The sequence below is a fragment of the Moraxella sp. CTOTU48841 genome, assembly GCF_032061225.1.
Taxonomy (GTDB): Bacteria; Pseudomonadota; Gammaproteobacteria; order Pseudomonadales; family Moraxellaceae; genus Faucicola; species Faucicola cinerea.
In genome coordinates this window covers 35,944-59,103 of record NZ_DAMBFQ010000008.1, presented here as the reverse complement: position 1 = coordinate 59,103, position 23,160 = coordinate 35,944, and the positions used below count along the sequence as shown (strand labels likewise).

The window sequence follows — 23,160 nt, the reverse complement described above, 5'->3', positions numbered from 1 at the left end:
ATTTTTATCATGAAACCAATAAATTTGCTACCCTATCGTCAGTCAACCGCATTGACCGATAACCCGTTTAGTTTTTTTCATGACATCTGTCCACTATCGTGCAATCCTTGTCAAAGCCCCGCCCAGTCTAGCGTATTTCGCTTGACCCCCATACGGTTGGCGATTGCTTTGGTTAGTGTGGGTGTGGGGCCTGCTTGGGGGGCACAAACGCCAATAATGTCAGCTACTGTTAATAGTTTAGCTAATAGCTCAGCAACGAATAGCACGCTAACCACTAGCAGCGCAGCGCAGACCACCGCCAATGACAGCAAGAGCACCACGGCAACGCAAAATGCCACGCCTGCGGTAACTGCGCAAGATAGCATCACTACTGATGCCAACACCGCTCAGCCTTATCTGTATCAACTCAATCAGCAGCGCGTTGAAGATAAAATTGGTCAACAACTCGATAATCAGACTTTGGCAGACTTTAATAATTTTAACCAACCTGTGGCGACGTTGAAACAAAACCAACCTAGTGTCGGCTACAGTAAAGCATTAGATCAAGCCACGCCGCAGTCGGTTGCCAATCAAATCAACAATAGCAAGCCTGCACCCATGGCAACCATGAACACTCAGGCGCAAGCACAAATCACTGAGCAGCTAACCAACGAAAAACAGAATGTCGACGCGATTAATCAAAAGGTGAGCGAGCAAACCAATTTATCTAATCAAAATATCGCTAACCAAAATATTGCTAATCAGAATCTTAGTAATCAAGGCGTCGCCAATGATGCCAGCAATATCAAATCCACCGACACCATCAATCCCAATGATTACTTGCCCGCCTATCAACAGCAAACAGCGGCATTGACCACCCCACAAGCCAACTCAACCGTGACAGCAGAGCCGCAAGGCATCGTAGCGCGCTTGAAGAACAAAATCATTGGTCGCGGCGAAGGGCTAAACTATATTGATATCAGCTTTGCCAATGCAGATGCCAAACTCGAGCCTGCGCGTAATATCAAAGCGGCATTGGAAAAAGTGACCGTCGAATCGGTGTCGGATTTTAATGCCAGTGTGAACAAATTACGCCAAATTGCCAAAGATGCGGCAGAGGCGGTGGGTTTTTATGACACTAAAATCGCTTTCAAACATTTAGGCAAAGACAATATTCAAGTCAGCTTAGAGGTCGGCAAGCCCGTCATCGTGCAAAATCGCATCATTGATATCCGTGGTGAAGGCGGGGAAGGCGATAACGCGCTGCCGGTGTATCCCGTGATAGAAAAAGAAATCCCGCCCAAAGAAGGGGATGTGTTTAGTCATGGTATCTATAAAGCCACAAAGGCCACGATTGAAGGCGTCGCGCAGACCAATGGTTACTTTGATGCCAAATGGCTCAATAGTTCGGTGGATATTATTTTGCCGGACAATACCGCCGATGTTGACCTAATTTATGACACAAAAACTCGCTATCACTTTGATGATGTAAAAATATATAGTATTGATAAACAAGGCAATTTGACCGATGACCCCGATAAACTGCCTTTAAAGCCAAAGCTGATCAAAGCCTTAATGACGTACCAAAAAGGCGATGCCTACTATCAACCCTTTGTCAGCGAATTTACCAACAATTTGACTGCCACCCGTTATTTTAATGGGGTGGATGTGGATGTCGTCATGCCATCAGACGAAGCAGCAAGCGATATCGCATTTGAACAATCTGGCTCGGCGACGCTCAGCACTGCTAACAGTAGCAATACCACAGCCGACAATACCGCGGACACTTCTGATACATCAGCCAGTATTTTACCCGCCAATTCAACCGATCAAAGTCTCGCATCTCAAAGTAAATCAGCTCAAAGTAACTCAGCTGAACTTCAATCCGCAGGTACTGTCGATAGCACGACGCAAAAAACCGTCAATCAGGTGCAAGACCCCAATGATATCGCGCCGATTCAATTTGAAGTCGATGATTCGACCGAACAACGTCTCAATGCCATTAGCCGAAAAGCCAAAAATTTATTGGCGGCACCCGAAGATATGGAGTTATCACCCGAGGCCGAAAATAAAAGTAAAAATCCGCTGGTGGTCATTGCCAATGCGGTCAGTAAAACGGCAAAAAAACTGGACAAAGACAAAGACTTACCCATTAAACCAGGAGAAGACCAAGTCATACCAAAGCTCACGCCACGACAAGTGTATGAAAGAAAGCAAATCCCAACCTATGTGGTACTCAATGCCACCAAACCCCATGAGGCACAAGTGGGTTTGGGTTATGAAACGGATGTGGGCGTGCGCTTGACCGGTAAATACCAAAACAACTTGGTTAATCGAAGTGGTCTGCAGACTGGGGCATCAGTGGCGTTATCCAAAGTCGATCAAGCGGTGGAATTTAATGCCAGTTTACCCTACAAGCATCCCCTCAACGATAAGCTGACAGGCACAGTCGGCTATCAGCACAAAGAAGTTGATGACCTAGTCAACACCTTTGAAGCGGACACGGTCTATGCCAGTATTGCCCGCAATATTTATCATGATAGTGGTTGGAATCGCACCTATTCACTGCGCTACCGCGGCGATAAATTGACCGTCGACCCTGAAAAATATAGCACCGATAGTTTGCCTTATCCTTTTAACAACTACGCATCGGACTATACCCAACAAGCCTTGTTGGCAGGTTATGCAATCAATAAAACGGTAGCAGACAATATGCTGACGCCAACGTGGGGTTATAGCCAACGTTATTCGCTTGAAGTCGGTGCTAAAGGGGTGCTAAGTGACACCAATATGGCCATTCTACGTGCGGGTGGTACGGGGATGTATACTTTTGGCAAAGATAACAAACAACAAGTAATCGGGCGGCTGGATTTGGGCTATCTATATAGCGGTGATTTTTATGATGTGCCTTATCGTTCACGCTTTTTTGCAGGCGGTGATTCTAGCATCCGAGGCTACAATACCGATAGTTTAGGACCGACCTATGGCGGCGAAAATTTTTTAGTGGGCGGTGATGCGTTAGCGGTAGGGTCGGCAGAGTATAACTATGAGTTTAGACCGAGCTTTCGTGGCGCTGTGTTTACTGATTTTGGTAATGCGTATGATACAACGGGCGAATATGATAACGCAACGGCGGTCAGTATTGGTACAGGTATCCGCTGGCAATCACCGATAGGCTTGGTACGACTCGATGTGGCAAAAGGTCTGACAGGGGATAACAACGATGTCCGTTTACACTTCTTTATTGGTTCACCGCTATAATAGTTTGGCTAAAAATCACTGCGTTATTTTATGCAAGGTTTTTAGTCAAGATTTTTGGATAAAACTTTGCTAGTATGTAAGGTTTATCCAATATACCGCCGATATACATATACAGCGCATACAACCTGTGTTTTTGTAGTTAGCCAACGATTGATTTGCGATATTAATGAAAGACGATAATAACAACGACTCATTGCCCGAAGATGTCACAGATACAGATGTCACTAAGCCTGACGATAAATCGTTGGTAGATAACAATCCAGCAGTTAAAAATCTGGCAGCAAAAGATTTAGACATAAAAAACTCGGATACGGCAATCAGTGATGATTTAGACCCAGCACAAAAAGATGCACGTTGGCTACGACGTTGGTATCCGCTTGGTTTTGTGTCCAAAATTGCCATTGTGCTAGCGCTTATTTTAATCTTAGTGATGCTAGGGGCTTATTATGCCGTCGGCACGTCTTGGGGCACACGGTTACTTATCAACGCCATCGTTCAAGAAACAGGTATCAGTCTAAAATATGGTAAAGGCAATCTTCGCGATGGCATTTGGGTTTACGATCTTAAAATTCCTGATAAACCGCCAAAAAATTATGTTGAAGTCACCGTTGATAAAGCCTATGTCAAAATTGGCTGGCGCGCCCTTATCAATAAAGAAGTACATTTGCGTGAAGCCAACATCAATCGCATGGTCATCACCTACAAAAAACCACCTTCCAATAAACCCTTTGATTACCCACGCATTGCACTGCCTGTTAACTTAACTTTAGATGACGTAAAAGCAAATTTAGTGCGCTATCAGCAAGTGACTCGCGACCCCATCGATTTTAAACAAGCGCATGTCCAAAATTTTACTTGGTATGATACTAAAATCACGGTTGGCGAAGGCAAATTGGCGTATAACAATTTATTAAGCGTTGATAAAATCAAAGGCAAAATTGACCTGCAACAGGATTATCCACTGGATGTGACAGGACTGGTTATTGTCAATTCATTGTCAAAAGTGTATGTCGACGCGCTTGATACCCATGCCACAGGCAGTTTGAAATTTTTGACCGCGGATATAAAGAGTAAATACAATAAATCGGATGTTACTGGGCATTTAACGGCGCAGCCGATGGATAAAAACGCGCCATTTAATGCCAAACTTGAATGGAAAGATGTGTTATTGCCCTATGCCACCAGTCAAAACATCCATCTTAAAAATGGCTTAGCGACCGCGACAGGGGTGACCAATAATATACAGCTGCGTATCAATGCTGATTTGACTGCCAAAGATATCCCCGATGGGCATTACCAAGGTCGCGGCGTGATTGCCAATCAAAAACTCAGTATCGAATACCTCACGGCTAAAGTCACGCAAGGCACATTGACGAGTCAAGGTACGATTGATTGGCATGACCGCACCCGTATTGCCTTGATGAATACGGGTAATGGCTTTAAGATTCGTCAGCTGTTATCAAAAGACATCGCACCGTATGCGCCAGAGACTTTAACAGGCAAATTGGGCATCGTCTATGATGTGGCAACCGATAAATTGCCGATGCAAGTACGGGCAAATCTGCGCCAAGATGACGGTGAAATTATCAATGCCGATATCCGACAAGCCAAAGGCAACCATAAACCTTATACTATCGATGCCAATTGGCAACAGCTGATACGTCACAATCTACCGAGCATTGGCGAGCTTAACAGTCCCAATGGCAAAGCGCACGTGATTTTTCAGCCGGCAGACGGCAAGCGACCCAGTAGTGTACAAGCCCAAGTCAATGCCAATATCCTAAAGCTCAATCAAGCCCCAAGCGGTAATTATCAAGTCAATGTCAACAAATCAGGTCAGATAGTTGACATCACTCAATTGCTGTACCAAGGCGTGGCAGGTAATTTGGCAGGCAATGGTAAAATTAAACTAGCGAGCGGCAATCAGCCGTTAGCTTGGCAAATCAATGCCAAAACCAATCATTTAAATGCCCACAGCATTTTAAATAGCATCCCGCTGCAAGACTTGACGGGCAATGTGGTTGCCAGCGGTACCCTGCAACAGATTCGCCAAGCCAATCAAACAGTCGTGACCCGTCATGATGTCACCATCAACCAAATTGACATGACAGGGGATTTATTGGGCGCCAACAATAGCAAAAAACACTTAGCGTTAAAAGGCGCAGGCAAAGTACGTGCCGATCTACTCGGCAATAAGTTATCTTATATCGCCGCCAAATTTAATGGTAGCCTCAATGCGCCAAACGTACCCGCAGGCTCGTTTAAATTTGACATTGCAGGCACGCCACAACAGCTCAAAATTAATCAATTTAGTCATCAAGGTAAAGAAGGCTATATCAATGCCAACGGTAGCATCGATATGACCAATGGTGCCGGCTGGCATATCAATGCTGACATGAAAAATTTTGATGCCAGCTATTTTGTGCCAAGTCTGCCAAGCCAAATCACCGGTACCATCAATACCGATGGCTATTGGCGGGCAGGCGCTCAGTACATTCATATCGCCAATATGAATCTCACAGGCAGGCTAAAAAACCAACCGTTATTGGCGACGGGTCAGTTGACCGCAAAACTGAATTTGCCAAAAGACCTAACTAGTCTGCGTCAAGTCATTGAAAATAGCGCCAATGGTCAAAAATACGGACACATCCGCCGTCTTATTGAAAGTCTGCAAGCCAATAATCTATTGGTGCAATGGGGTAGCAATCGCATCACCGCCAATGGCAACCAAAACCAACTGGTGACCAGTGTCGATATCAGCACACTCAATCAGCTAATGCCGCAGCTAAAAGGTATCGTTAAAGGCGGCATTATCTTAACCCAAGATAACAACCAAGCCCTGCCTAACATCTATGTGGATTTAGTTGGGCGTAACATTTCACTGCCAAACTTTGTGGTACTCGATGCCAAAATCACCGGCAAATTGGTCAATCTTGCCAAATCACCCAGTCAGTTGCAATTGACTGCAACGGGTATCAATATCGCTAATCAACCGCTGCGCTCTTTGCAACTGTATTTTAACGGTACCCAAGACAATCACACCTTGGATGTCAAAGCAGATAGTACCAAAGGACAAGTACAAGCGACGCTCAAAGGTCGTATCGATCTTGCCAAAAAACAGTGGTCGGGTCTGCTCGGTAATGGACAAATTGGTACCAAATATGCCAAGTTGCAACAGTTACAACCCGCCCAAATGCTATTTGGCTGGCAAAACCTAAATGTACAAATGGCGGCACACTGCTGGCAAATGGTGGGGCAAAACGGCAGTCTGTGTCTAAAAAACAACCTTGTGGTCAGTAATGGGCAAGGCAATGTCGATGTCAGCGTGCAACAAATTGATAGCCAAATTTTCTCTGTGGTGATGCCGCGTGATATCGCTTGGTCAGGAAAACTCAACGGCACCGCACTCGTTCATTGGCAGAAGAACCAACGACCCAGCATCAATGCCAGCTTCTTTACCGATAACGGCGTATTTGGTACCGCCGCACAAACCCCTGAAGAAAATCCAACGACCATTGCCTATGAGCGTATCAGTGTCATCGCGCGTTCAACCGCAGAAGGGCTAAAACTTCGCGCAGATATCAAAACAGCCAATGGCGCGGGCAATGGTTATTTGGACGCCACTGTCAATCCCTACATACAGTCAAAACCGATTTCAGGCACCGTTGTTTTTCAAGATATTGACTTGGCGGTATTTAAACCTTTCTTCCCATCGTTTGAACGCTTGACAGGTAACGGTCTAGTGGCAGGTAAAATCAGTGGTTCATTAATGCAGCCCAAATTTGTGGGCGATATTGAGTTACAGGATGCCGGTCTTAGCATCACAGGCGTGCCGATGCGCTTTGATAAGATTAATGTATTATCGCACGTGGCAGGCAATCAAGCCTCTATTGATGGGTCTTTTGCCAGTGCAGGCGATGGTCAAGGTACCATTACTGGTACAGTTGACTGGACACATGAGCTGCAGGCCAAGCTGAAGTTGCAAGGTAAAGCGCTGCAAGTGAGTCAGCCACCTGAGATTACTGCCATTATTAATCCAATTTTTGATGTGATTGTCAAACCTAGCCAGCGCTACGTGAATATCGTAGGCGTGATTGATGTGCCTCGCGCCACCATTCGCCCCCCTGAAACCACAAGCAATGTGGTCAGCAAATCCCCAGATGTTAACGTGATTGATAGACGCTTGATGGGGCAGATTGATGATGTGCTAAAAGTCACCCAACCCTGGAGCATCAACGCAGATGTGGGTGTGGATCTCGGCGAGCGCGTAAGCTTCCAAGGTTTTGGGGCACGCTTGCCATTGGCGGGTGCGCTGCATATTACCCAGCGCGGTCAAGGCACCATGAAAGCAGAAGGGGTGGTGCAAGTATCACGCCGCTCAAAAGTCGAAGTATTTGGGCAAAGCTTGACTCTAAACTTTGCGCAAGTTCGGTTCAATGGTGAAGTGATGAAACCACTGCTAAACGTAGAGGCAGTAAAAGACGTGCAAGGCGTACAAGTGGGTGTCAAAGTCAAAGGCAGCACCAGTGCGCCAAATATTACCGTGTTTAATAATGGCGGACTCAGTGAACAGCAGGCGATGAATGCGTTGGTGACGGGTAGCCTAAATAACAATTCAGGTCAAAATACCAACGAACAAGACTTTAGAAACCGCGTCAACAATACCATTGCCGCAGCAGGGTTAAGCTACGGCTTAAGCGGGACGCGCAAATTTACCAACCAAATTGGTCGGGCGTTTGGGTTGCAGCGTTTAACGTTAGACGCCAATGGCTCGGGCAATGACACCTTGGTGAGTCTAACGGGGTATATCACGCCGGACTTGTTTATACGGTATGGGGTAGGCGTGTTCACCTCGCAGCCTGAGCTCAGTATGCGTTATCAATTAACAAGGCGCTTGTATATTGAAGCTAAATCCGCCATCAATAACTCTGTCGATTTGATTTATAACTGGCGCTATTAACGGGTTAACAAATAGTAATAAAAAAGGCTGAGTCAATGCTCAGCCTTTTTTTGATTTAACTGTCTGTTGGTTTAACTGTTTTTTAGCTTAAGTTTTTGTTAAGGGCACCAATTACGGACGCCATAAAACAGCACTTGCGCCTGTTTGATACAGCGATTGAGATACTCTTGCTTACCTTGTACCTCTGTGGGGTCAAATTTGAGCCATTTATACACCCAAGAAAAATACATATTCACGCCCATATCCGCAATCAGCAGGCGTACTTCTTGATTTAAATGTCCAAAGGCAGGCTGCATCGCCAAATCATCGGTCATGATTTGCGCAAACAAGCTGATTTGCTCATCGAGTGCATTTTGCACAGCTTGGTTGCCACCATAGCGTTCAGAGACAATAAAGTGCCAGTGCAATGACGCGTGCTCCACACTTTCCAAAAAGAAACGCACGCTTGAGGCAATTTGACCTTCATGCGTTCGGGTGCGACCTAGCTGCAAATGATCGCGCAGACTTTGCAGCGTGTGACCGAGTTCTTCATTGACTAAGCAGGTGCCAAGCTCATCGATATCCTGAAAATGGCGATAAAAAGCCGTTGGCACTACGCCCACTTCGCGGCTAATCTGGCGAAGTGAAATCGACGAAAACGCATGCCCTGACCTCGATAACTGAAGCACCGATTGAAAAAAGGCTTGACGGGTTTGGCGTTTTTGCAAGTCACGGCTAGTCATTAGGTATCCAATCAGCGGGTTAAACAAGGAAAAATATTCTAAGCCGAAAACGCCAAATATACAATCGTTGACGATTGACGATTTGAAGCTGAGCGATGAGGTTTAAATATTCACCGACCAATTGCCCTTTAACGCTTGCGCGAGCCGATAGGCTTCATGATCATTCATGCCAGTCAGCATGTCTAAAATACACAATATATTTTGATAAACATCATCCCCTAATTGCCGACTAACATTGCTTAAATGGGCATTTAATAGATTAAGCAGTCGTAATTGCTCAAACTGAGAAATACTGTCTGTGGAATCACCCGTCAACGCCAGCGGCATAAACGCATCAAGTAGCGTATGTAAACAGCGGTTCGACATGATTTCAACCCGTACTTTGCTCGGATGTTGAAAAATACGGGTATTGGCTAGGCTTTTGGCCTCACTGATACTACTGCGTACGTTATTGGGGCAGTAGTCAAATAAGCTGCCCGTCAGCTCACCTGCCAATAAGGCGGCTTGATTGGCAACAAAGGCATCAGTGACCTTGTCCACCAATCGCCGCATTGCTCGTCCTCGTAGCGCGGCTAATTTTTGGCTGATAGGCGCATTGGTCGTGACTTCAGGCGGTACGCCAAGCCGTTTACCGACGAGTTTGAGCAGCAGTGGCTCAACTTCATGATACGCTAACATACCCAGTAAAATCCCATCTTCCAAATCAATCAGCGCATAACAGATATCATCGGCGGCTTCTAGTAAATAAGCCAATGGATGCCGCGCGTAACCCCTTTGGGTCTTGGGTAGTCGCAGCTGCTCCGCCAAATCCTGTAAATACGGCGCTTCACTTTCAAAACAGCCAAATTTCTTGAGCGTCAGCGGCGAGGGCAGTGAGTCACTGTCACTGACTGAATTGATAGGTGTAGAAAGATAAGGGTATTTCATAAAAGCGCCCAGTGTTGCCGCTGTCAAGCGCATGCCACCTGCATCAGGATGATGCTCGTTACGGGTCAGCAGTCGAAAGCCTTGCGCATTGCCTTCATACGCTAATAAATCTATTCGCTGGCGTGGGGTAAGCCGCCTTAGATACTGGCGCTGCGCAGGCTGAAAAAACCAATCTCGAATCGCCTGCTCACCTGCATGCCCAAATGGGGGATTACCGATGTCATGTGCCAAACAAGCTGCCTGCACAATGACTCCCATGTCCGAAATCGTAAAGCCGCTTGGCAAGTCATTACCGAGTTTCTCCGCGCTCATCATCCCTAGCGAGCGTCCAATACAAGATACTTCAAGCGAATGGGTTAAGCGGGTATGAATGCCCATCTCATGGGTTAACGGATGCACTTGGGTTTTTTGATTCAATTGGCGAAAAGATTGCGAAAAAACCAGCCTGTCATAGTCCTTATGAAATGCCGTCCTTGACGTCTTGGATTGGGTAAACTGATTGCTATGATAGATAGGTTTGGCAGATAACAGCGCTTGCCATTGCTTGTGTGTATTTTTTTTCATTATTATTTTCAGTCTTACAGAAAAATGGGGTGGATGGGATTAACTAACTAGCTAATTGATTCTAGCTAGATAATTGATTATTAACCAGTTTGGATGAATATTTTTTCAAAAGTTTGATGACACTATACCATTTATCGCAAAAAAATGACCAAATAGGAATTTTTCTGATAAAACAATTGTGTAATTTTTTATTATTGTTATAATTTAGTAACAAATACATTGTAGAATGTAATCAATATAAGATAAATGTAATGTTTGATTACCTTTGTAAATTGCTTTTATAGCACTACCACGCATAGGTTTTATTCTATGTGGTCTATGTCGTATATGGATAGTTGCTAAGTAACACGATGAAATTTAGACAGTTAAGTTTCAAATTTTTTAGGATACAAGTTATGATCCATCAAGTGAACGATACTAAAGGCACCGATGATAGTGTAGAAATGACGCGCCATCACTCCAAAATCAACATTCATAGTGTTGTACTGGTGATTATGTTATCGCTCGTGGTGACATTTTTGATGGTGGTAGGGGTCAGCTATCTGTATGAAGCTAACAACTTAAAAGGACAGTCATCAAAATATTTATGTCCGTCTGCTTCTGCCGTACAAGTGGGTATATGCATTAAAAGCTAATAGTGGGTTTGCTATTAGGCGTGAATGGTTATTATATCTGCCGACTGGGTTAATCCAGTCGGTTTTTTAATGGCTAAATTAAAATGCTTTTAATTGATATGCTTTGAATTAAAGCGTCTTGAGCTGATAAATGCCGGCAAAAATTTGCCCCATTTTTTTATATTTGAGTGGCACGAGTGACGCAGTAAAAGATTCTAACAGGTGGCTATGATCTTGATCGCTTTCGATATACAGTAATGACTGCGGATGGATTAACTGATGGTTTATTAACCCATGCAAAATTGTATCCCATAACGCGAGTTGATAAGGCGGGTCGATAAATACCACATCAAACGGCTCAGTAGTTGCCAGTTGGGGCAAGGCGTGTTGTATCGTAGCTTGCATTGTCACAATTTTTGTATCAGCAATCCCTAACATGGCTTGGGTGGCTTTAATTTGCCTAAATTGCTCATGGTTAGGCTCGATAGAAGTTAACTGCTTGGCACCCCGCGACAAGGCTTCAAAACCGAGCACCCCACTACCAGCACAGCAATCAAGTACCTTGGCATTGACTAAATCATTGGCAAGCCAGTTAAATAGCGTCTCTCGGACACGGTCAGGGGTCGGCCGCAATCCATCGGCATCGATAAACGCCACCAAACGCCGCCGATACTCGCCGCCAACGATACGGACGTGAGAAATATGTGGGGATTTGGTGGCTTTATTGGCTCGTTTGCTAATTTTGGACATCATAGTTTGAAAGTCATAGTTTGGACATCTACATTACGTTAGTCAGCGCCACCCACCGCAGGGAGTTTGGCGGTATTGGGTTTTGCGATAATAGGTTTACCCGACAAAACTAACGCTGCCCGTTGCAATTTGGCGGCTTGTTTTTCGGCGTTGATTTTGGCAAGTTCTTCAGGCGATGGGGGCACAATCGGTTTTTTGATTTTATCAATGAGCCAGTAATCCATCATTTTACGCACAATCGGTGCTACCCAGCCACCATGCCGACCGTTTTCTACGATGACGGCAATCGCAATTTGCGGGTTTTCTACTGGGGCAAAACCAACAAACCAGCCATGATCCCAGTGACGCGAGTCAAGCGCGGCTTCGTTATAGCGTTTACCTTGTGCAATAGATTTGACCTGCGCTGTGCCTGTTTTGCCAGCGATGCGATAAGTTGGCGTATAGATATTATGCGCTGTGCCTTTTTTGACCACATCTTCCATGGCTAGGTGCATACGCTGCCAATCATTGGGGTTACCGTTGTATTGAATTTTCCCATCGGGCTTTTCAATAGGGGTGACATGTTCGGCACCGGTGGATTTTTTGAGCAGATGGGGGGTTAAATGCTGTCCATCACCGGCTAGCATGGCGATACCATTGGCAATCTGTAAGGGTGTCGCCAAAAAATACCCTTGCCCGATACTCACAGAAATGGTTTCCCCAGGCAACCAGGCTTTTTTATAGGTTTTCATTTTCCACTCAGTAGAAGGGTAGACCCCGGTTTTTTCTCCCGGCAAATCAATGCCCGTTTTACTACCAAAATTAAAACGCGTCATCCAATCATGAAGCCGGTCAATACCCAGTTGATAAGACAGCTTGTAGTAGTAGGTATCGACAGATTCGACCACGGATTTATGCAAATTGACGTTACCATGACCCGATTTTTTCCAGTCACGAAATTTATGGCTATCGCCAGGCAGACTAAAATAACCCGGATCATAAATACTACTGTCCCATCCCATTATGCCGTAATGAATCCCTGCCAAACCCTCAATCGGTTTGATAGAAGAACCCGGGGGGTATTGCCCTTGTAGCGCGCGATTGTACAGTGGCATGTCGGGGTCTTGTTGCAGTGCCTTGTATTCTCTGCTACTAATTCCAGTGATAAAGGGATTGGGGTCAAAACTTGGATTGCTCACAAAGGCTAAAATCTCGCCAGTGCTGGGGTCAATTGCTACCGCTGCGCCGCGTTTACCATTTAACAAATCGCTGGTCAATTTTTGTAACCCATAATCAAGGCTTAGATAAATATCATTGCCGGGAATGGGTGGTTTGGTATCGAGTTTTTTGATGATATCGCCATAGGCATTGGTTTCAATTGATTGATAACCGGGTTTGCCCAGTAGCAGCGACTCGTAATATTTTTCAATCCCTGTTTTACCTATCAAATCGGTGCCTGCATACAGCTTTTTATCCAACTTTTTACTATCGTTGTCGCTGATACGCCCAACATAGCCAATCACATGGGCAAATAAGTCACTGTAGGGATAGGTGCGCGTGAGTTTACTTTGAATCGTCACGCCTTTAAAAAACGGTTTGCGTTCACTAAACTGGGCAACTTGCTGTTCGGTAAGTCCAATTTTAATGGTGACAGGTTCATTTTTACTTTTTTTAAGGGCTTTTGAAGCTTCACTGATTTCTTCAGGTGTCAACTGAAAAATCGGGGTGAGTAGTGCCAAGGTATTGTCAGGATTGTCAATTTCATCAGGACTGATGACAGCGGTAAAAACAGGCTGGTTATCTGCCAAAATCACGCCGTTCCGGTCATAAATGTAGCCGCGACTGGGCGGTGCAGAAACCAGCTTGATACGATTATTGTCAGACTGGGTGACGTACTGGTCATGGGTATAAATTTGTAGATAAGCATAGCGTACAATCAAGCCAACCAAGCCCAAAAAAACAAACACCGATGCCAAAATTACCCGGCGGCGAAAGATAAGATTTTCACGTTGCATATCTGAAGAATGGGGTGGTTTCATAAGCGGGTAACAGCAATTAGAACGGTTTTAAAAAGGGTCGCGGTGCGATGAATGTTTAGCTTAATGCAAATATAGGGATATCACCCAGCTACTATATATGGGTGGCTTAAATCTGATGGCTTAAGTCAAAATTTAAGAGCGATATACTAGCATAAAACATGGCAAATAAGCATGCCCAAATCCTGCCAAAATCGCAAATAACTAATAGCTGCTGTCAAAACAAACGTATCAAATTATGATAGCCGCATTGACGGCAATATGGATGATAACATAGGGACGCAAAACCGCTAAAAATATAACTTCTTCAGGTAAAATATATCTTTCTGTGCTAAAATCTAGCGGTTTGAACGCACCCATATTAACGCACCCATACTACAGACGTTGTCAAGCAAACCTTGTAATGTCATCTCGGTTTTATGGTCCTTTGATTTTAGCTTTTTCACCATGTGAGCTTTTTTGATATGTTTGCAGAAATTTGGCACAAGCTTGCAATCCATCCGCAATTTTTCGCCATGCTGACCATTCCATTTGTGACAGCAGTCGTGACTTGGGCGCATGTATGGATGGCGCTCAAGATGCTATTTTATCCCATTCATTTTTGGGGCATTAAGATTCAAGGATTTCCAGGCGGCGGTATCGGCTGGCAGGGCATTGTGCCACGCAAAGCGGGTAAAATCTCAGGAATTATTGTTGACCAAACTTTATCCAAGCTTGGCTCGCTCGATGAGTTTTTCCAAGCCATGCACCCTGAAGAAGTGGCAGATTTTATCAGCCAAACCATGAACCAAAACTTGGATTTGCTGATTGATGAAATTATGAATGAGCGCTCGGCAACGCTATGGGCGAATCTGCCTTTTGCTGTCAAACGCCGTATCTATGCGTATGGACACGAGCAATTGCCAGCTATCATGAAAAATCTGGTGCTCGACTTGACCTACAATGTGGAAAACTTGGTTGATATGCGCGAGATGATTGTCAACAAGATGGAAAGCGACCGTGCGCTGATGGTGCGGATGTTTTTAAAGGTAGGTCAAAAAGAGATTAATTTTATTTGGCATATCAGTGCGCTGATTGGGTTTGTATTTGGTATTTTGCAGATGGCGATTTTTTGGTTTGTGCCGCAGCATTGGACGGTGCCGTTTTTTGCCGCGATTTGGGGGCTGTTGACCAACTGGATTGCCATCTGGATGGTATTTAATCCAATTGAGCCGCATTATTATCGCTATCCCAAATTTTTTAGTTTTAGCAAATCGCTGCCATTTATCCGCTTTGAAAAACCGCATATGGGGCAATTTAACTGGCAAGGTGGTTTTATGAAACGTCAGCCTGAGGTCTCTGAGGTGTTTGCTGAGATTGTGGTCAAAGATTTGGTCACGCTAAAAAATATCATGTATGAAATGATGTATGGCAGCCGTGCGATGCAAACGCGTGAACTGATTAAAAAACACCTAAACCCAATTTTGGAATCACAGGTGATTCAAACAAGCTTGAAATTTGGTCTGGGTCGTAAAGAATTTGGTCAGCTCAGACACGTGATTATTGATAAGTCAATTGCAGCGACCATGGTGCCGATGAGTAATCCTGAGCTTAACCTTAGCCGCGCAGAAAAAATCTTTGGGCTGTTTCGAGACCGTATTCGCGCATTGACGCCCAATGAATTTCAAAATCTGTTGCGTCCTGCCTTTCGTGAAGATGAATTAACGCTCATTATTTTGGGCGGTGTGACAGGGTTTTTGGCGGGCTGGATACATTTGATATTGGTGTTTTATTAATTTGACCCATTTTTTTTGGTGAAAATTCTACAGTGTGATAACCACTACAGCGATAGGAGCAGTGGGTATGTTAATTACTGAATTGGGCTATTTTGCGCTTATTTCAGCCTTGGTGATTGCCATTTTACAGGTTATTTTGCCAGCAGTGGGGGTGTTTAAACACCAACCTGCTTGGCAACGACTGGCGGGAAGTTTTGCCATTGCTCAGTTTTTGGCAACCGGTACGTCATTTTTGTGCCTGATGTATGGGTTTTATGCCAATGATTTTACGTTGATTTATGTCGCTAATCAGTCAAATTCTTTGCTGCCTTGGTACTATCGCCTATCCGCCACGTGGGGTGGGCATGAAGGTTCACTGTTATTGTGGGTCACCATTTTGGCCACTTGGGGCGCGGCGGTAGCCGTTTTTAGTCGAAGCCTGCCGCTTGCCATGCGCGCACGCGTGTTGGTGATTATAGCCTTTGTGCAAATGATGATGCTAAGCATGGTGATTTTTGTGTCGTCACCTTTTAATCGCAGTCTACCCAGCATCCCCGTGGATGGCAAAGATTTGAATCCACTACTGCAAGACCCCGGATTGATCTTTCATCCGCCGATGCTGTATATGGGCTATGTGGGCGCGGTGGTACCGTTTGCCTTTGCCATGGCAGCATTGTGGGCAGGTCGGTTAGATGCGGTGTGGACGCGTTGGTCGCGTCCTTGGACACTAGCGGCTTGGTGCTGTTTGACATTAGGGATTGTGTTTGGCTCAATGTGGGCATACAACGAGCTTGGCTGGGGCGGCTGGTGGTTCTGGGACCCTGTGGAGAACGCGTCCTTTATGCCTTGGCTCGGTGGGGTGGCATTATTACACTCATTGGCAGTTACCGAAAAGCGCGGCGTATTCAAAGCTTGGACGATTATGTTGGCGATTTTCACTTTTGCCTTGAGTTTATTGGGTACGTTTTTGGTACGTTCGGGGGTCATTACCTCGGTTCATTCATTTGCCGCAGACCCCACCCGCGGTCTGTTTATCCTAGTGATTTTGGGCGTGGTAATCGGTGGCGGTCTGGCGATGTTTGCGTGGCGCGGTTGGCGTTTGACCCAAGAAAGCCATTATCAGCTCAAATCTCGTGAGACATTATTGGTCATCAACAACATTATTATATTAGTCGCAACCATCGTGGTGGTCATTGGCACACTTTATCCAATGCTGGCCGATGCGTTAAAACTGGGTCAAGTATCGGTGGGCGCGCCTTATTTTAATGCGTTATTTGTGCCGTTAACTTGGTTATTGTTGTTGTTTTTAGCCATTGGACCGGTCAGCCGTTGGAAAAAAGACACTCGTCCATTGTTGGGTATAGGCTTGGCGATTTTAGCCAGCTGTTTTGTGTTAGCCGGGGTTTTAAGCTATTTCTTGGTGAGTGGCATCAATATCAACATCTTTATGTCAGCGGCACTGTGTTTATGGGTGTTGGTATGGATGGTGATTGATATCAAAGACAAAACCCGTAACGCGCGCTCGCTGGGCGCTGGGCTGAAACGTCTGCACATGGGCTATTGGGGAATGCAGCTAGCGCATTTGGGTATTTTACTATCCGTGATGGGCATTGCCATTACCACAAGCTTAAGTATCGAAAAAGACATTGCCATGCAAAAAAACCAATCGGTTGAAGTACAGGGCTACCAGTTCACGATGGATGAGCTAAAAAAAATCCGCGGCGCCAACTTTGATGCCACCCAAGCGGTGGTCAGTGTTCGTAAAAATAACCAAATAGTCGCCACCCTTTATCCAGAAAAACGCCATTATGTGGTCAGTCAAATGCCCATGACCGAAGCTTCTATCCAGTATAACCCATTAAGAGATATCTATATGGCAATGGGAGAGCCTATTTTGGACGCCAATCAAAGTGAAGCCAATGCCACTAAATGGGCGGTGCGTATCTATATCAAACCTGGCGTACGCTGGGTGTGGTGGGGTGGTTTTGTGCTGGCGCTCGGTGCGATTTTAAGTATGTTTGATAAACGCTATCGTAAACTGCCTAGACTTGCTGATATAAGTGATGACAAGTCGGGGAATTTGGCAGCGATTAACACCCCAGCGGCAATCGCCCCCGTGTTAGTAAAAAATGACAGTGAGTTAGGTGAGGAGAGTGCTCATGGCAATGCGTAAAAGACAACTTTGGTTTTTGATTCCTTTGGTGCTTTTTTTGATTATCATTGCGCTGTTTTATACGCGGTTGGGCAAAGATACCACGGTAGTGACCAACACCTCGCTCAATCGCGCTTTGCCAAGTTTTAGCTTACCGTCTTTGGGTAACCCATCACAAATGATTACGCAAGCACAGCTACCCAAACAGCCATTTCTACTCAATATATGGGCATCTTGGTGTGTGACTTGTAAAGTTGAACACCCGTTTTTATTGCAAATGTCAAAAGCAGGTGTACCGATTGTTGGGGTCAATTATAAAGATGAAACCAAAGACGCGCTCGATTATCTCAACACCCATGAAGACCCATTTACCCTCAATGTGCAAGATAAAGAAGGGAGTTTTGGCATTGATTTGGGTTTGACGGGTGTGCCAGAGTCATTTGTGGTTGATGGCAAGGGCAATGTGCGCCAGCATATCTTGGGTGAAATCAACGAAGAGCGCTACAACAAGCAAGTATTGCCTTGTATGACAGCGCTGCGTGAACAAGCCGCCGATGCTAAAATCCGTGAGGTGTGCCAATGAGTATCATATTTGCAAAAATTCGCCACCTGATGGGTGTGGTGTTGCTAGTCGCAGGGTTATCCATGTCTGCGTGGGCAAATATTGATACCTACCAATTTGACAACCCGCGCCAAGAAGCCCAATATCGTGCGCTTATTGAAGAATTTCGTTGTCCAAAATGTCAAAACCAAAACTTGGCAGGTTCCGATGCGCCAATTGCACAAGATCTAAAACAAAAGACCTATGACATGGTCAAAGACGGTCGTTCCGACGCTGAAATTCGCCAGTATATGAATGAGCGCTACGGTGACTTTATTAGCTACAAACCACCTGTGCGCCCATCTACCTGGATTTTATGGTTTTTTCCGCCTGTGTTATTGGTGTTTGTGATGCTGGCTTGGTTTATTCGTAACCGTAATTCGTCAAAACTTGCCGCTGTCATCGCTAATCCCATAGAAGAGGGTTATGCGCCACTCTCAGCCGCCGAACAACAGCGGTTACAAGACTTGTTAAACGCCAATGATAATGCTGCCAGTGCTAAAACTAGTGAAATCAATCAAGCAGCGGCTAAGGAAAATTAATGTCAACGCTAATTATTTTTATCATTGTCGCGCTTCTGTTTGCTATCACGCTTGCGGTATTTATTTTGTTACCTTGGTTGCAAACCCACGACCATCACGCTATTGCCAATCGCGCTGATAATCAGCTACTAACGCTCAATATTGAAGTATTTAAACAACGGTTGGTAGAACTGGAGGCGGACTTTAGCGATGGTCAAATCGATGAGGCGACTTATCAAACCCAAAAACTGGCGTTAGAGCGTCAATTACTAGACATCAGTGACAATCAAGATACCAGCAATTTTACCCCCAATTGGAAAAGCCGTCTGATAGTTATCATCTGGATTCCGCTGTTATCTGCGATGGCTTATGTGATGATTGCCGACCGCACGCCCGTCTATCAATTATGGGATGCACAAAATCGCTTGGGAAAAGTCGCAGATGATTTGCTGACCGCAAAAATCGATACGCCACCTGAATGGGCGACCAAAGACAGCGTGGGACTCATTAGTGCCATGCAAACCAACGTGCATCATCATGCCACCGATCCGCTGCGTTGGTTTCGTCTCTCTGAAGTGTTTGTAGCCTTACAAGCACCCGAGCAAGCAATTGAAGCCTTGGCAAGGGCGTATCGTCTCAATCCTGATGATGAAAAAGTCGCCATCACCTACGCCCAAACTAGCTTTTTTACCCAAGGCGGGGTAATGGATGACAAAACCCGTCAAGTGGTTGAGCATATTCTAGCCAAAAGTCCCAAACACCAAGGCGCACAAATGCTAATGGCAATGGGCGAAATGCGAGCGGGCAACTACGCGCAGTCTCGAAAATGGGTAGATCTACTACGCACCGAAATCCAAGCGCGTCCTGGCGATCATACCCAAGCCTTAAGCAGCTTATCTGAACTTGAGCAGACTATCAATCAGCGGGAAGCCCAAGGCGAACAGGCGATTACAGTCAATGTCAAAGTCACCCCTGAGATATTAGGGCGGGTAAAAAAAGGCGAAAGCTTATTTGTTAATGTGCGCAAGATGGCAGGTGGTCCCCCTGTTGCTGCCAAAAAACTGTCAGCAGATAGCTTAACCATCAATGGTATGGCAATCAACATCAGCGATAACGATAGCATCATGCCGACCATGACCTTAAGCTCGGCGATTGGCACGAATGAGCCCTTGGTGATTACCGCCCGGGTTAGTGCTTCAGGTGACGCCATGCCGCAAAGTGGCGACTTGACGAGTAACCCCGTACCGCTAGAAAAGACAGCTGACTCGACAACGGTATTGATTGATAAAATCGTGCCTTAAATCGTTATAAAAAATCTCTTGATTGAATACGGGCGTAATTGAATAGAGGGCGGATTAAAGCTTGCCACATTTTTATTTTTAATACCCCTATCAATTTAAATTATTTTGCAAAAATTGCTTGAGATTTTAGCGGTTAACGAGTATTGTTAACCCAGTATTTCAAAACTGTTAGTTATTCGAACACACCATTTGTGGGTCTTTTTTGCTATTGCAGTAATGAGATAGGGCGATTTTAATAATTTCGACTTAAGGAATAGGTTTATGAAGCGTATTATTCTTTTAGGGCCACCTGGCGCTGGTAAGGGTACCCAAGCACAAATCATCACCAAGGAATTTAATATTCCACAAATCTCAACAGGTGATATGCTACGTGCCGCTATCAAAGAAGGTACTGAGCTTGGCAAACAAGCCAAAAGTATCATGGATGCCGGTGGACTTGTCTCAGATGATTTAATTATCAACCTAGTTAAAGCCCGTATTGCGCAGCCAGATTGCGCCAACGGCTGCATTTTTGATGGCTTTCCGCGTACCATTCCACAAGCGCAAGCGTTAGCGGATGCAGGTGTACACATCAATAACGTGGTAGAAATTGCAGTACCTGATGAAGACATCGTGTCTCGTTTATCAGGCCGTCGCTCTCATCCTGCTTCAGGTCGCGTGTACCATGTGGTCTATAATCCACCCAAAGTGGAAGGTAAAGATGACGAAACCGGTGAAGAATTGGTTCAGCGTGATGACGATAAAGAAGATACCATCCGCGATCGTTTAGCGACTTATCATAACCAAACAGAAGCCTTGGTTGGTTTTTATCAAGACTTGGCAAAATCGGGTCAAAACGCGCCACGCTATGCCAAATTTGATGGTACACAAGCGATTGATAAAGTCAGTGAACAAGTCCTTGCTGAGTTAAAAGCATAATTAAAACCATGATGAAACGCATCAATGGGCTTTAGGTAAGCTAAATAAAAAAAGCTGAAATTTCGATTTCAGCTTTTTTTATAAGTAAATCAGTTTTATAACTAAATCAGTCTCAATAAAAAAGCCAATTCAATGTGAATTGGCTTTTTTAATGCAACAAACAATTAAGCAGTTTTAAGGGCTTTAATTGCTTTGTTTAAGCGGCTTTTATGACGTGCTGCTTTGTTTTTGTGAATCACGCCTTTGTCAGCAATACGGTCAATCACTGGAACTGCTTTTTTGTAAGCTTCAGTCGCTGCATCGTAGTTTTTATCTTCAACGGCTTTTACCACATGTTTGATGAAAGTACGAACCATAGAACGTTGTGATGCTTTTAATTGACGACGTTTAACGTTTTGACGAGCGCGTTTGCGAGCTTGTGCAGAATTTGCCACGTAAATCTCCTTGGATTTGCAATATAAATCGATCTGTTAGTAAGTGAGCAGCCATTCGCTTATTACAGATACGGGTAGTTAGGGTTGCTTGAATCCTTGAATCACTAGACACGGAAACACAATTAACGATATCAAGCGGATTTAAAGCCCGCTATTTTAGCAAACTCACGCTACAATAACAACTTATTCGGCAGATTATTCAGCGTATTTCGTCTATTGGCGAAAAAACCAGCGGGCAATGCTCATCAACGCTGAAAAAAACGTATTTGTAGGTGAAAGTTTTAATTATCTGTGATTAAATAAAATGACATTCAAAACTCATAAAAATATTCATACTGAGGTCATTGTTTTATGCAGCGCACAGCATTAATCATCGGTGCAACCGGCTTGGTAGGCAATTCATTACTCACTCAACTTGGCAGTTTGTATCAAAAGGTCATTATCATTGCGCGCTCTCAGCCAAAAGGGTTGAGTGATTCGATGCATTTCTACCAGCTCAAAGATTTTAATCAAATGCATGAATTTGTGTCTGCGCTGTCGATTGGTAAAGACACCGATGCTTTTAGCTGTCTGGGTACCACCATTAAGGAAGCGGGTAGTGAAGCCGCCTTTCGACAAATCGATTTTACCTATAATGTGGCATTTGCAAAAGCTTGCAAACAAAAAGGCGTAGAGCGGTTTTTTTTGTTATCGGCGATGGGCGCCAATGCTGAAAGTCGCTTTTTTTATAACCGTGTCAAAGGTGAGCTTGAGACGGCGATTGACAATTTAGGGTTTCAAGAATTAGCAATTTTTCGTCCCTCTTTGCTGCTTGGCAAACACGATGATCGTAAACTTGAAACCATCGCGCAGACGGCGTACAAACTCATCAAACCTATTGTGCCTAAAAAACTGCCTGTCCGTCCCATAGAAGCCGATAGGGTGGCGATGGCAATGGCGTTGGTGAGCAACAATTGGCACATCAAACATACTTATGAAAAATCTGCTAATCGCGTCGATACTGCCAAAAAAACCCAAGTTATCAGTAACGGCGAAATGCTAGCGATGACGCGGTTTAGAAACTAACCTTCCCAAAAACACGATTGACTTAAGGAACGATGATGAGCGACATGACGTTACAAAATTTTATTACCTGCGATTTATTAGATGATAATCCAGAGTGTCAGGTTTGTGCACCCAACATGGAAGGCAAACGCTTTTTTAGCTATGGCGGTAACACAAAATTTGGTGGTGAAGTGGTAACCGTCAAATGCTTTGAAGACAATAGCCGGGTTAAAGAGCTGTTAGCCACGAATGGCAAAGATGAGAAAGGCAATGGCAAGGTTTTGGTGGTAGATGGTGGGGCGTCAATGCGCTGTGCCTTGCTAGGCGATATGATTGCACAAAGCGGCGTTGATAATGGCTGGGCTGGCGTGATTGTGTATGGCTGTGTGCGAGATGTGGATGATATGGGCAAAATGCCAATCGGCGTACAAGCGCTCGGCGCCATTCCCCGCAAATCCAATCGCAAGGGTGTGGGCGATGTGGGTGTGACGCTCAATTTTGGCGGAATCATGATAAATAATGGCGACTTTGTGTATGCGGATAATAACGGTATCATTCTTAGTCAAAAATCACTAATCGACTAGGGATATTATGATGAAAAATCTGTTTAAAATCGCCGTGGTTAGCACTGGTTTATGAACTT

Annotated in this window: 16 protein-coding genes; 11 read left to right on the top strand and 5 right to left on the bottom strand. The window is 44.8% G+C overall.

Annotated features, from left to right (window positions below):
- The first annotated feature begins 9 nt into the window (after window positions 1-9).
- A complete protein-coding gene (locus RT034_RS08680; RefSeq protein ID WP_313016000.1) occupies window positions 10-3,240 on the top strand; it encodes an autotransporter assembly complex protein TamA in 3,231 nt (1,076 codons plus the stop codon).
- 166 nt (window positions 3,241-3,406) lie between these two features.
- On the top strand, window positions 3,407-8,200 hold the full coding sequence (locus RT034_RS08675) for a translocation/assembly module TamB domain-containing protein (protein ID WP_313015999.1): 4,794 nt from the start codon (window positions 3,407-3,409) through the stop codon (window positions 8,198-8,200).
- Window positions 8,201-8,298: 98 nt separating this feature from the next.
- On the opposite strand, the gene RT034_RS08670 is transcribed toward RT034_RS08675, so the two are convergent.
- Both RT034_RS08670 and RT034_RS08665 read right to left on the bottom strand, forming a co-directional pair.
- Complete coding sequence (locus RT034_RS08670; protein ID WP_313015998.1) at window positions 8,299-8,922, bottom strand: TetR family transcriptional regulator; 624 nt, start codon at window positions 8,920-8,922, stop codon at window positions 8,299-8,301.
- Window positions 8,923-9,024: 102 nt separating this feature from the next.
- Window positions 9,025-10,413, bottom strand: a complete 1,389-nt coding sequence (locus RT034_RS08665) for a deoxyguanosinetriphosphate triphosphohydrolase (protein WP_313015997.1) — start codon at window positions 10,411-10,413, stop codon at window positions 9,025-9,027.
- Window positions 10,414-10,808: 395 nt separating this feature from the next.
- Here RT034_RS08665 and RT034_RS08660 point away from each other — a divergent pair, with 395 nt between their 5' ends.
- On the top strand, window positions 10,809-11,048 hold the full coding sequence (locus RT034_RS08660) for a hypothetical protein (protein ID WP_313015996.1): 240 nt from the start codon (window positions 10,809-10,811) through the stop codon (window positions 11,046-11,048).
- Between the two features lie 108 nt (window positions 11,049-11,156).
- Here RT034_RS08660 and rsmD read toward each other — a convergent pair whose 3' ends face one another.
- Window positions 11,157-11,780, bottom strand: coding sequence for a 16S rRNA (guanine(966)-N(2))-methyltransferase RsmD (gene rsmD, locus RT034_RS08655; protein WP_313015995.1), 624 nt, complete (start codon window positions 11,778-11,780; stop codon window positions 11,157-11,159).
- Window positions 11,781-11,815: 35 nt separating this feature from the next.
- Window positions 11,816-13,795: a penicillin-binding protein 2 gene (mrdA, locus tag RT034_RS08650; protein WP_060994719.1), complete on the bottom strand. Its 1,980-nt coding sequence runs from the start codon at window positions 13,793-13,795 to the stop codon at window positions 11,816-11,818.
- A 461-nt stretch (window positions 13,796-14,256) separates the two neighbouring features.
- On the opposite strand from mrdA, the gene RT034_RS08645 reads away from it, so the two are divergent.
- The 6 genes from RT034_RS08645 (at window position 14,257) to adk (ending at window position 21,039) form a co-directional block, all read left to right on the top strand.
- Window positions 14,257-15,567, top strand: coding sequence for a DUF445 domain-containing protein (locus RT034_RS08645; protein WP_313015994.1), 1,311 nt, complete (start codon window positions 14,257-14,259; stop codon window positions 15,565-15,567).
- Between the two features lie 67 nt (window positions 15,568-15,634).
- Window positions 15,635-17,719, top strand: a complete 2,085-nt coding sequence (locus RT034_RS08640) for a heme lyase CcmF/NrfE family subunit (RefSeq protein ID WP_313015993.1) — start codon at window positions 15,635-15,637, stop codon at window positions 17,717-17,719.
- Complete coding sequence (locus tag RT034_RS08635) at window positions 17,706-18,281, top strand: DsbE family thiol:disulfide interchange protein (protein WP_313015992.1); 576 nt, start codon at window positions 17,706-17,708, stop codon at window positions 18,279-18,281. Before RT034_RS08640 ends, RT034_RS08635 begins: the two co-directional genes overlap by 14 nt.
- A complete protein-coding gene (locus tag RT034_RS08630) occupies window positions 18,278-18,841 on the top strand; it encodes a cytochrome c-type biogenesis protein (protein WP_313015991.1) in 564 nt (187 codons plus the stop codon). The genes RT034_RS08635 and RT034_RS08630 overlap by 4 nt, the downstream gene beginning before the upstream one ends.
- Complete coding sequence (gene ccmI / locus RT034_RS08625; RefSeq protein WP_313015990.1) at window positions 18,841-20,121, top strand: c-type cytochrome biogenesis protein CcmI; 1,281 nt, start codon at window positions 18,841-18,843, stop codon at window positions 20,119-20,121. The genes RT034_RS08630 and ccmI overlap by 1 nt, the downstream gene beginning before the upstream one ends.
- A gap of 261 nt (window positions 20,122-20,382) precedes the next feature.
- Window positions 20,383-21,039, top strand: coding sequence for an adenylate kinase (gene adk / locus RT034_RS08620; protein WP_313015989.1), 657 nt, complete (start codon window positions 20,383-20,385; stop codon window positions 21,037-21,039).
- A gap of 164 nt (window positions 21,040-21,203) precedes the next feature.
- On the opposite strand, the gene rpsT is transcribed toward adk, so the two are convergent.
- Window positions 21,204-21,473, bottom strand: a complete 270-nt coding sequence (rpsT, locus tag RT034_RS08615) for a 30S ribosomal protein S20 (RefSeq protein WP_065263785.1) — start codon at window positions 21,471-21,473, stop codon at window positions 21,204-21,206.
- A 351-nt stretch (window positions 21,474-21,824) separates the two neighbouring features.
- Here rpsT and RT034_RS08610 point away from each other — a divergent pair, with 351 nt between their 5' ends.
- A complete protein-coding gene (locus RT034_RS08610; protein ID WP_313015988.1) occupies window positions 21,825-22,538 on the top strand; it encodes an NAD(P)H-binding protein in 714 nt (237 codons plus the stop codon).
- A 44-nt stretch (window positions 22,539-22,582) separates the two neighbouring features.
- Entirely contained in the window at window positions 22,583-23,101 is a 519-nt protein-coding gene (gene rraA, locus RT034_RS08605; RefSeq protein WP_313015987.1) for a ribonuclease E activity regulator RraA, read from the top strand.
- Window positions 23,102-23,160 lie beyond the last annotated feature (59 nt).

What these genes read in the sequence shown, in the direction of transcription:
- RT034_RS08610 (WP_313015988.1), top strand. Translation starts at nt 21,825, where the DNA reads ATGCAGCGCACAGCATTAATCATCGGTGCAACCGGCTTGGTAGGCAAT.
- rraA (WP_313015987.1), top strand. Translation starts at nt 22,583, where the DNA reads ATGACGTTACAAAATTTTATTACCTGCGATTTATTAGATGATAATCCA.
- RT034_RS08630 (WP_313015991.1), top strand. Translation starts at nt 18,278, where the DNA reads ATGAGTATCATATTTGCAAAAATTCGCCACCTGATGGGTGTGGTGTTG.
- RT034_RS08670 (WP_313015998.1), bottom strand. Translation starts at nt 8,922, where the DNA reads ATGACTAGCCGTGACTTGCAAAAACGCCAAACCCGTCAAGCCTTTTTT.
- RT034_RS08640 (WP_313015993.1), top strand. Translation starts at nt 15,635, where the DNA reads ATGTTAATTACTGAATTGGGCTATTTTGCGCTTATTTCAGCCTTGGTG.
- mrdA (WP_060994719.1), bottom strand. Translation starts at nt 13,795, where the DNA reads ATGAAACCACCCCATTCTTCAGATATGCAACGTGAAAATCTTATCTTT.
- adk (WP_313015989.1), top strand. Translation starts at nt 20,383, where the DNA reads ATGAAGCGTATTATTCTTTTAGGGCCACCTGGCGCTGGTAAGGGTACC.
- RT034_RS08645 (WP_313015994.1), top strand. Translation starts at nt 14,257, where the DNA reads ATGTTTGCAGAAATTTGGCACAAGCTTGCAATCCATCCGCAATTTTTC.
- RT034_RS08660 (WP_313015996.1), top strand. Translation starts at nt 10,809, where the DNA reads ATGATCCATCAAGTGAACGATACTAAAGGCACCGATGATAGTGTAGAA.
- RT034_RS08635 (WP_313015992.1), top strand. Translation starts at nt 17,706, where the DNA reads ATGGCAATGCGTAAAAGACAACTTTGGTTTTTGATTCCTTTGGTGCTT.
- RT034_RS08680 (WP_313016000.1), top strand. Translation starts at nt 10, where the DNA reads ATGAAACCAATAAATTTGCTACCCTATCGTCAGTCAACCGCATTGACC.
- RT034_RS08675 (WP_313015999.1), top strand. Translation starts at nt 3,407, where the DNA reads ATGAAAGACGATAATAACAACGACTCATTGCCCGAAGATGTCACAGAT.
- rsmD (WP_313015995.1), bottom strand. Translation starts at nt 11,780, where the DNA reads ATGATGTCCAAAATTAGCAAACGAGCCAATAAAGCCACCAAATCCCCA.
- ccmI (WP_313015990.1), top strand. Translation starts at nt 18,841, where the DNA reads ATGTCAACGCTAATTATTTTTATCATTGTCGCGCTTCTGTTTGCTATC.
- RT034_RS08665 (WP_313015997.1), bottom strand. Translation starts at nt 10,413, where the DNA reads ATGAAAAAAAATACACACAAGCAATGGCAAGCGCTGTTATCTGCCAAA.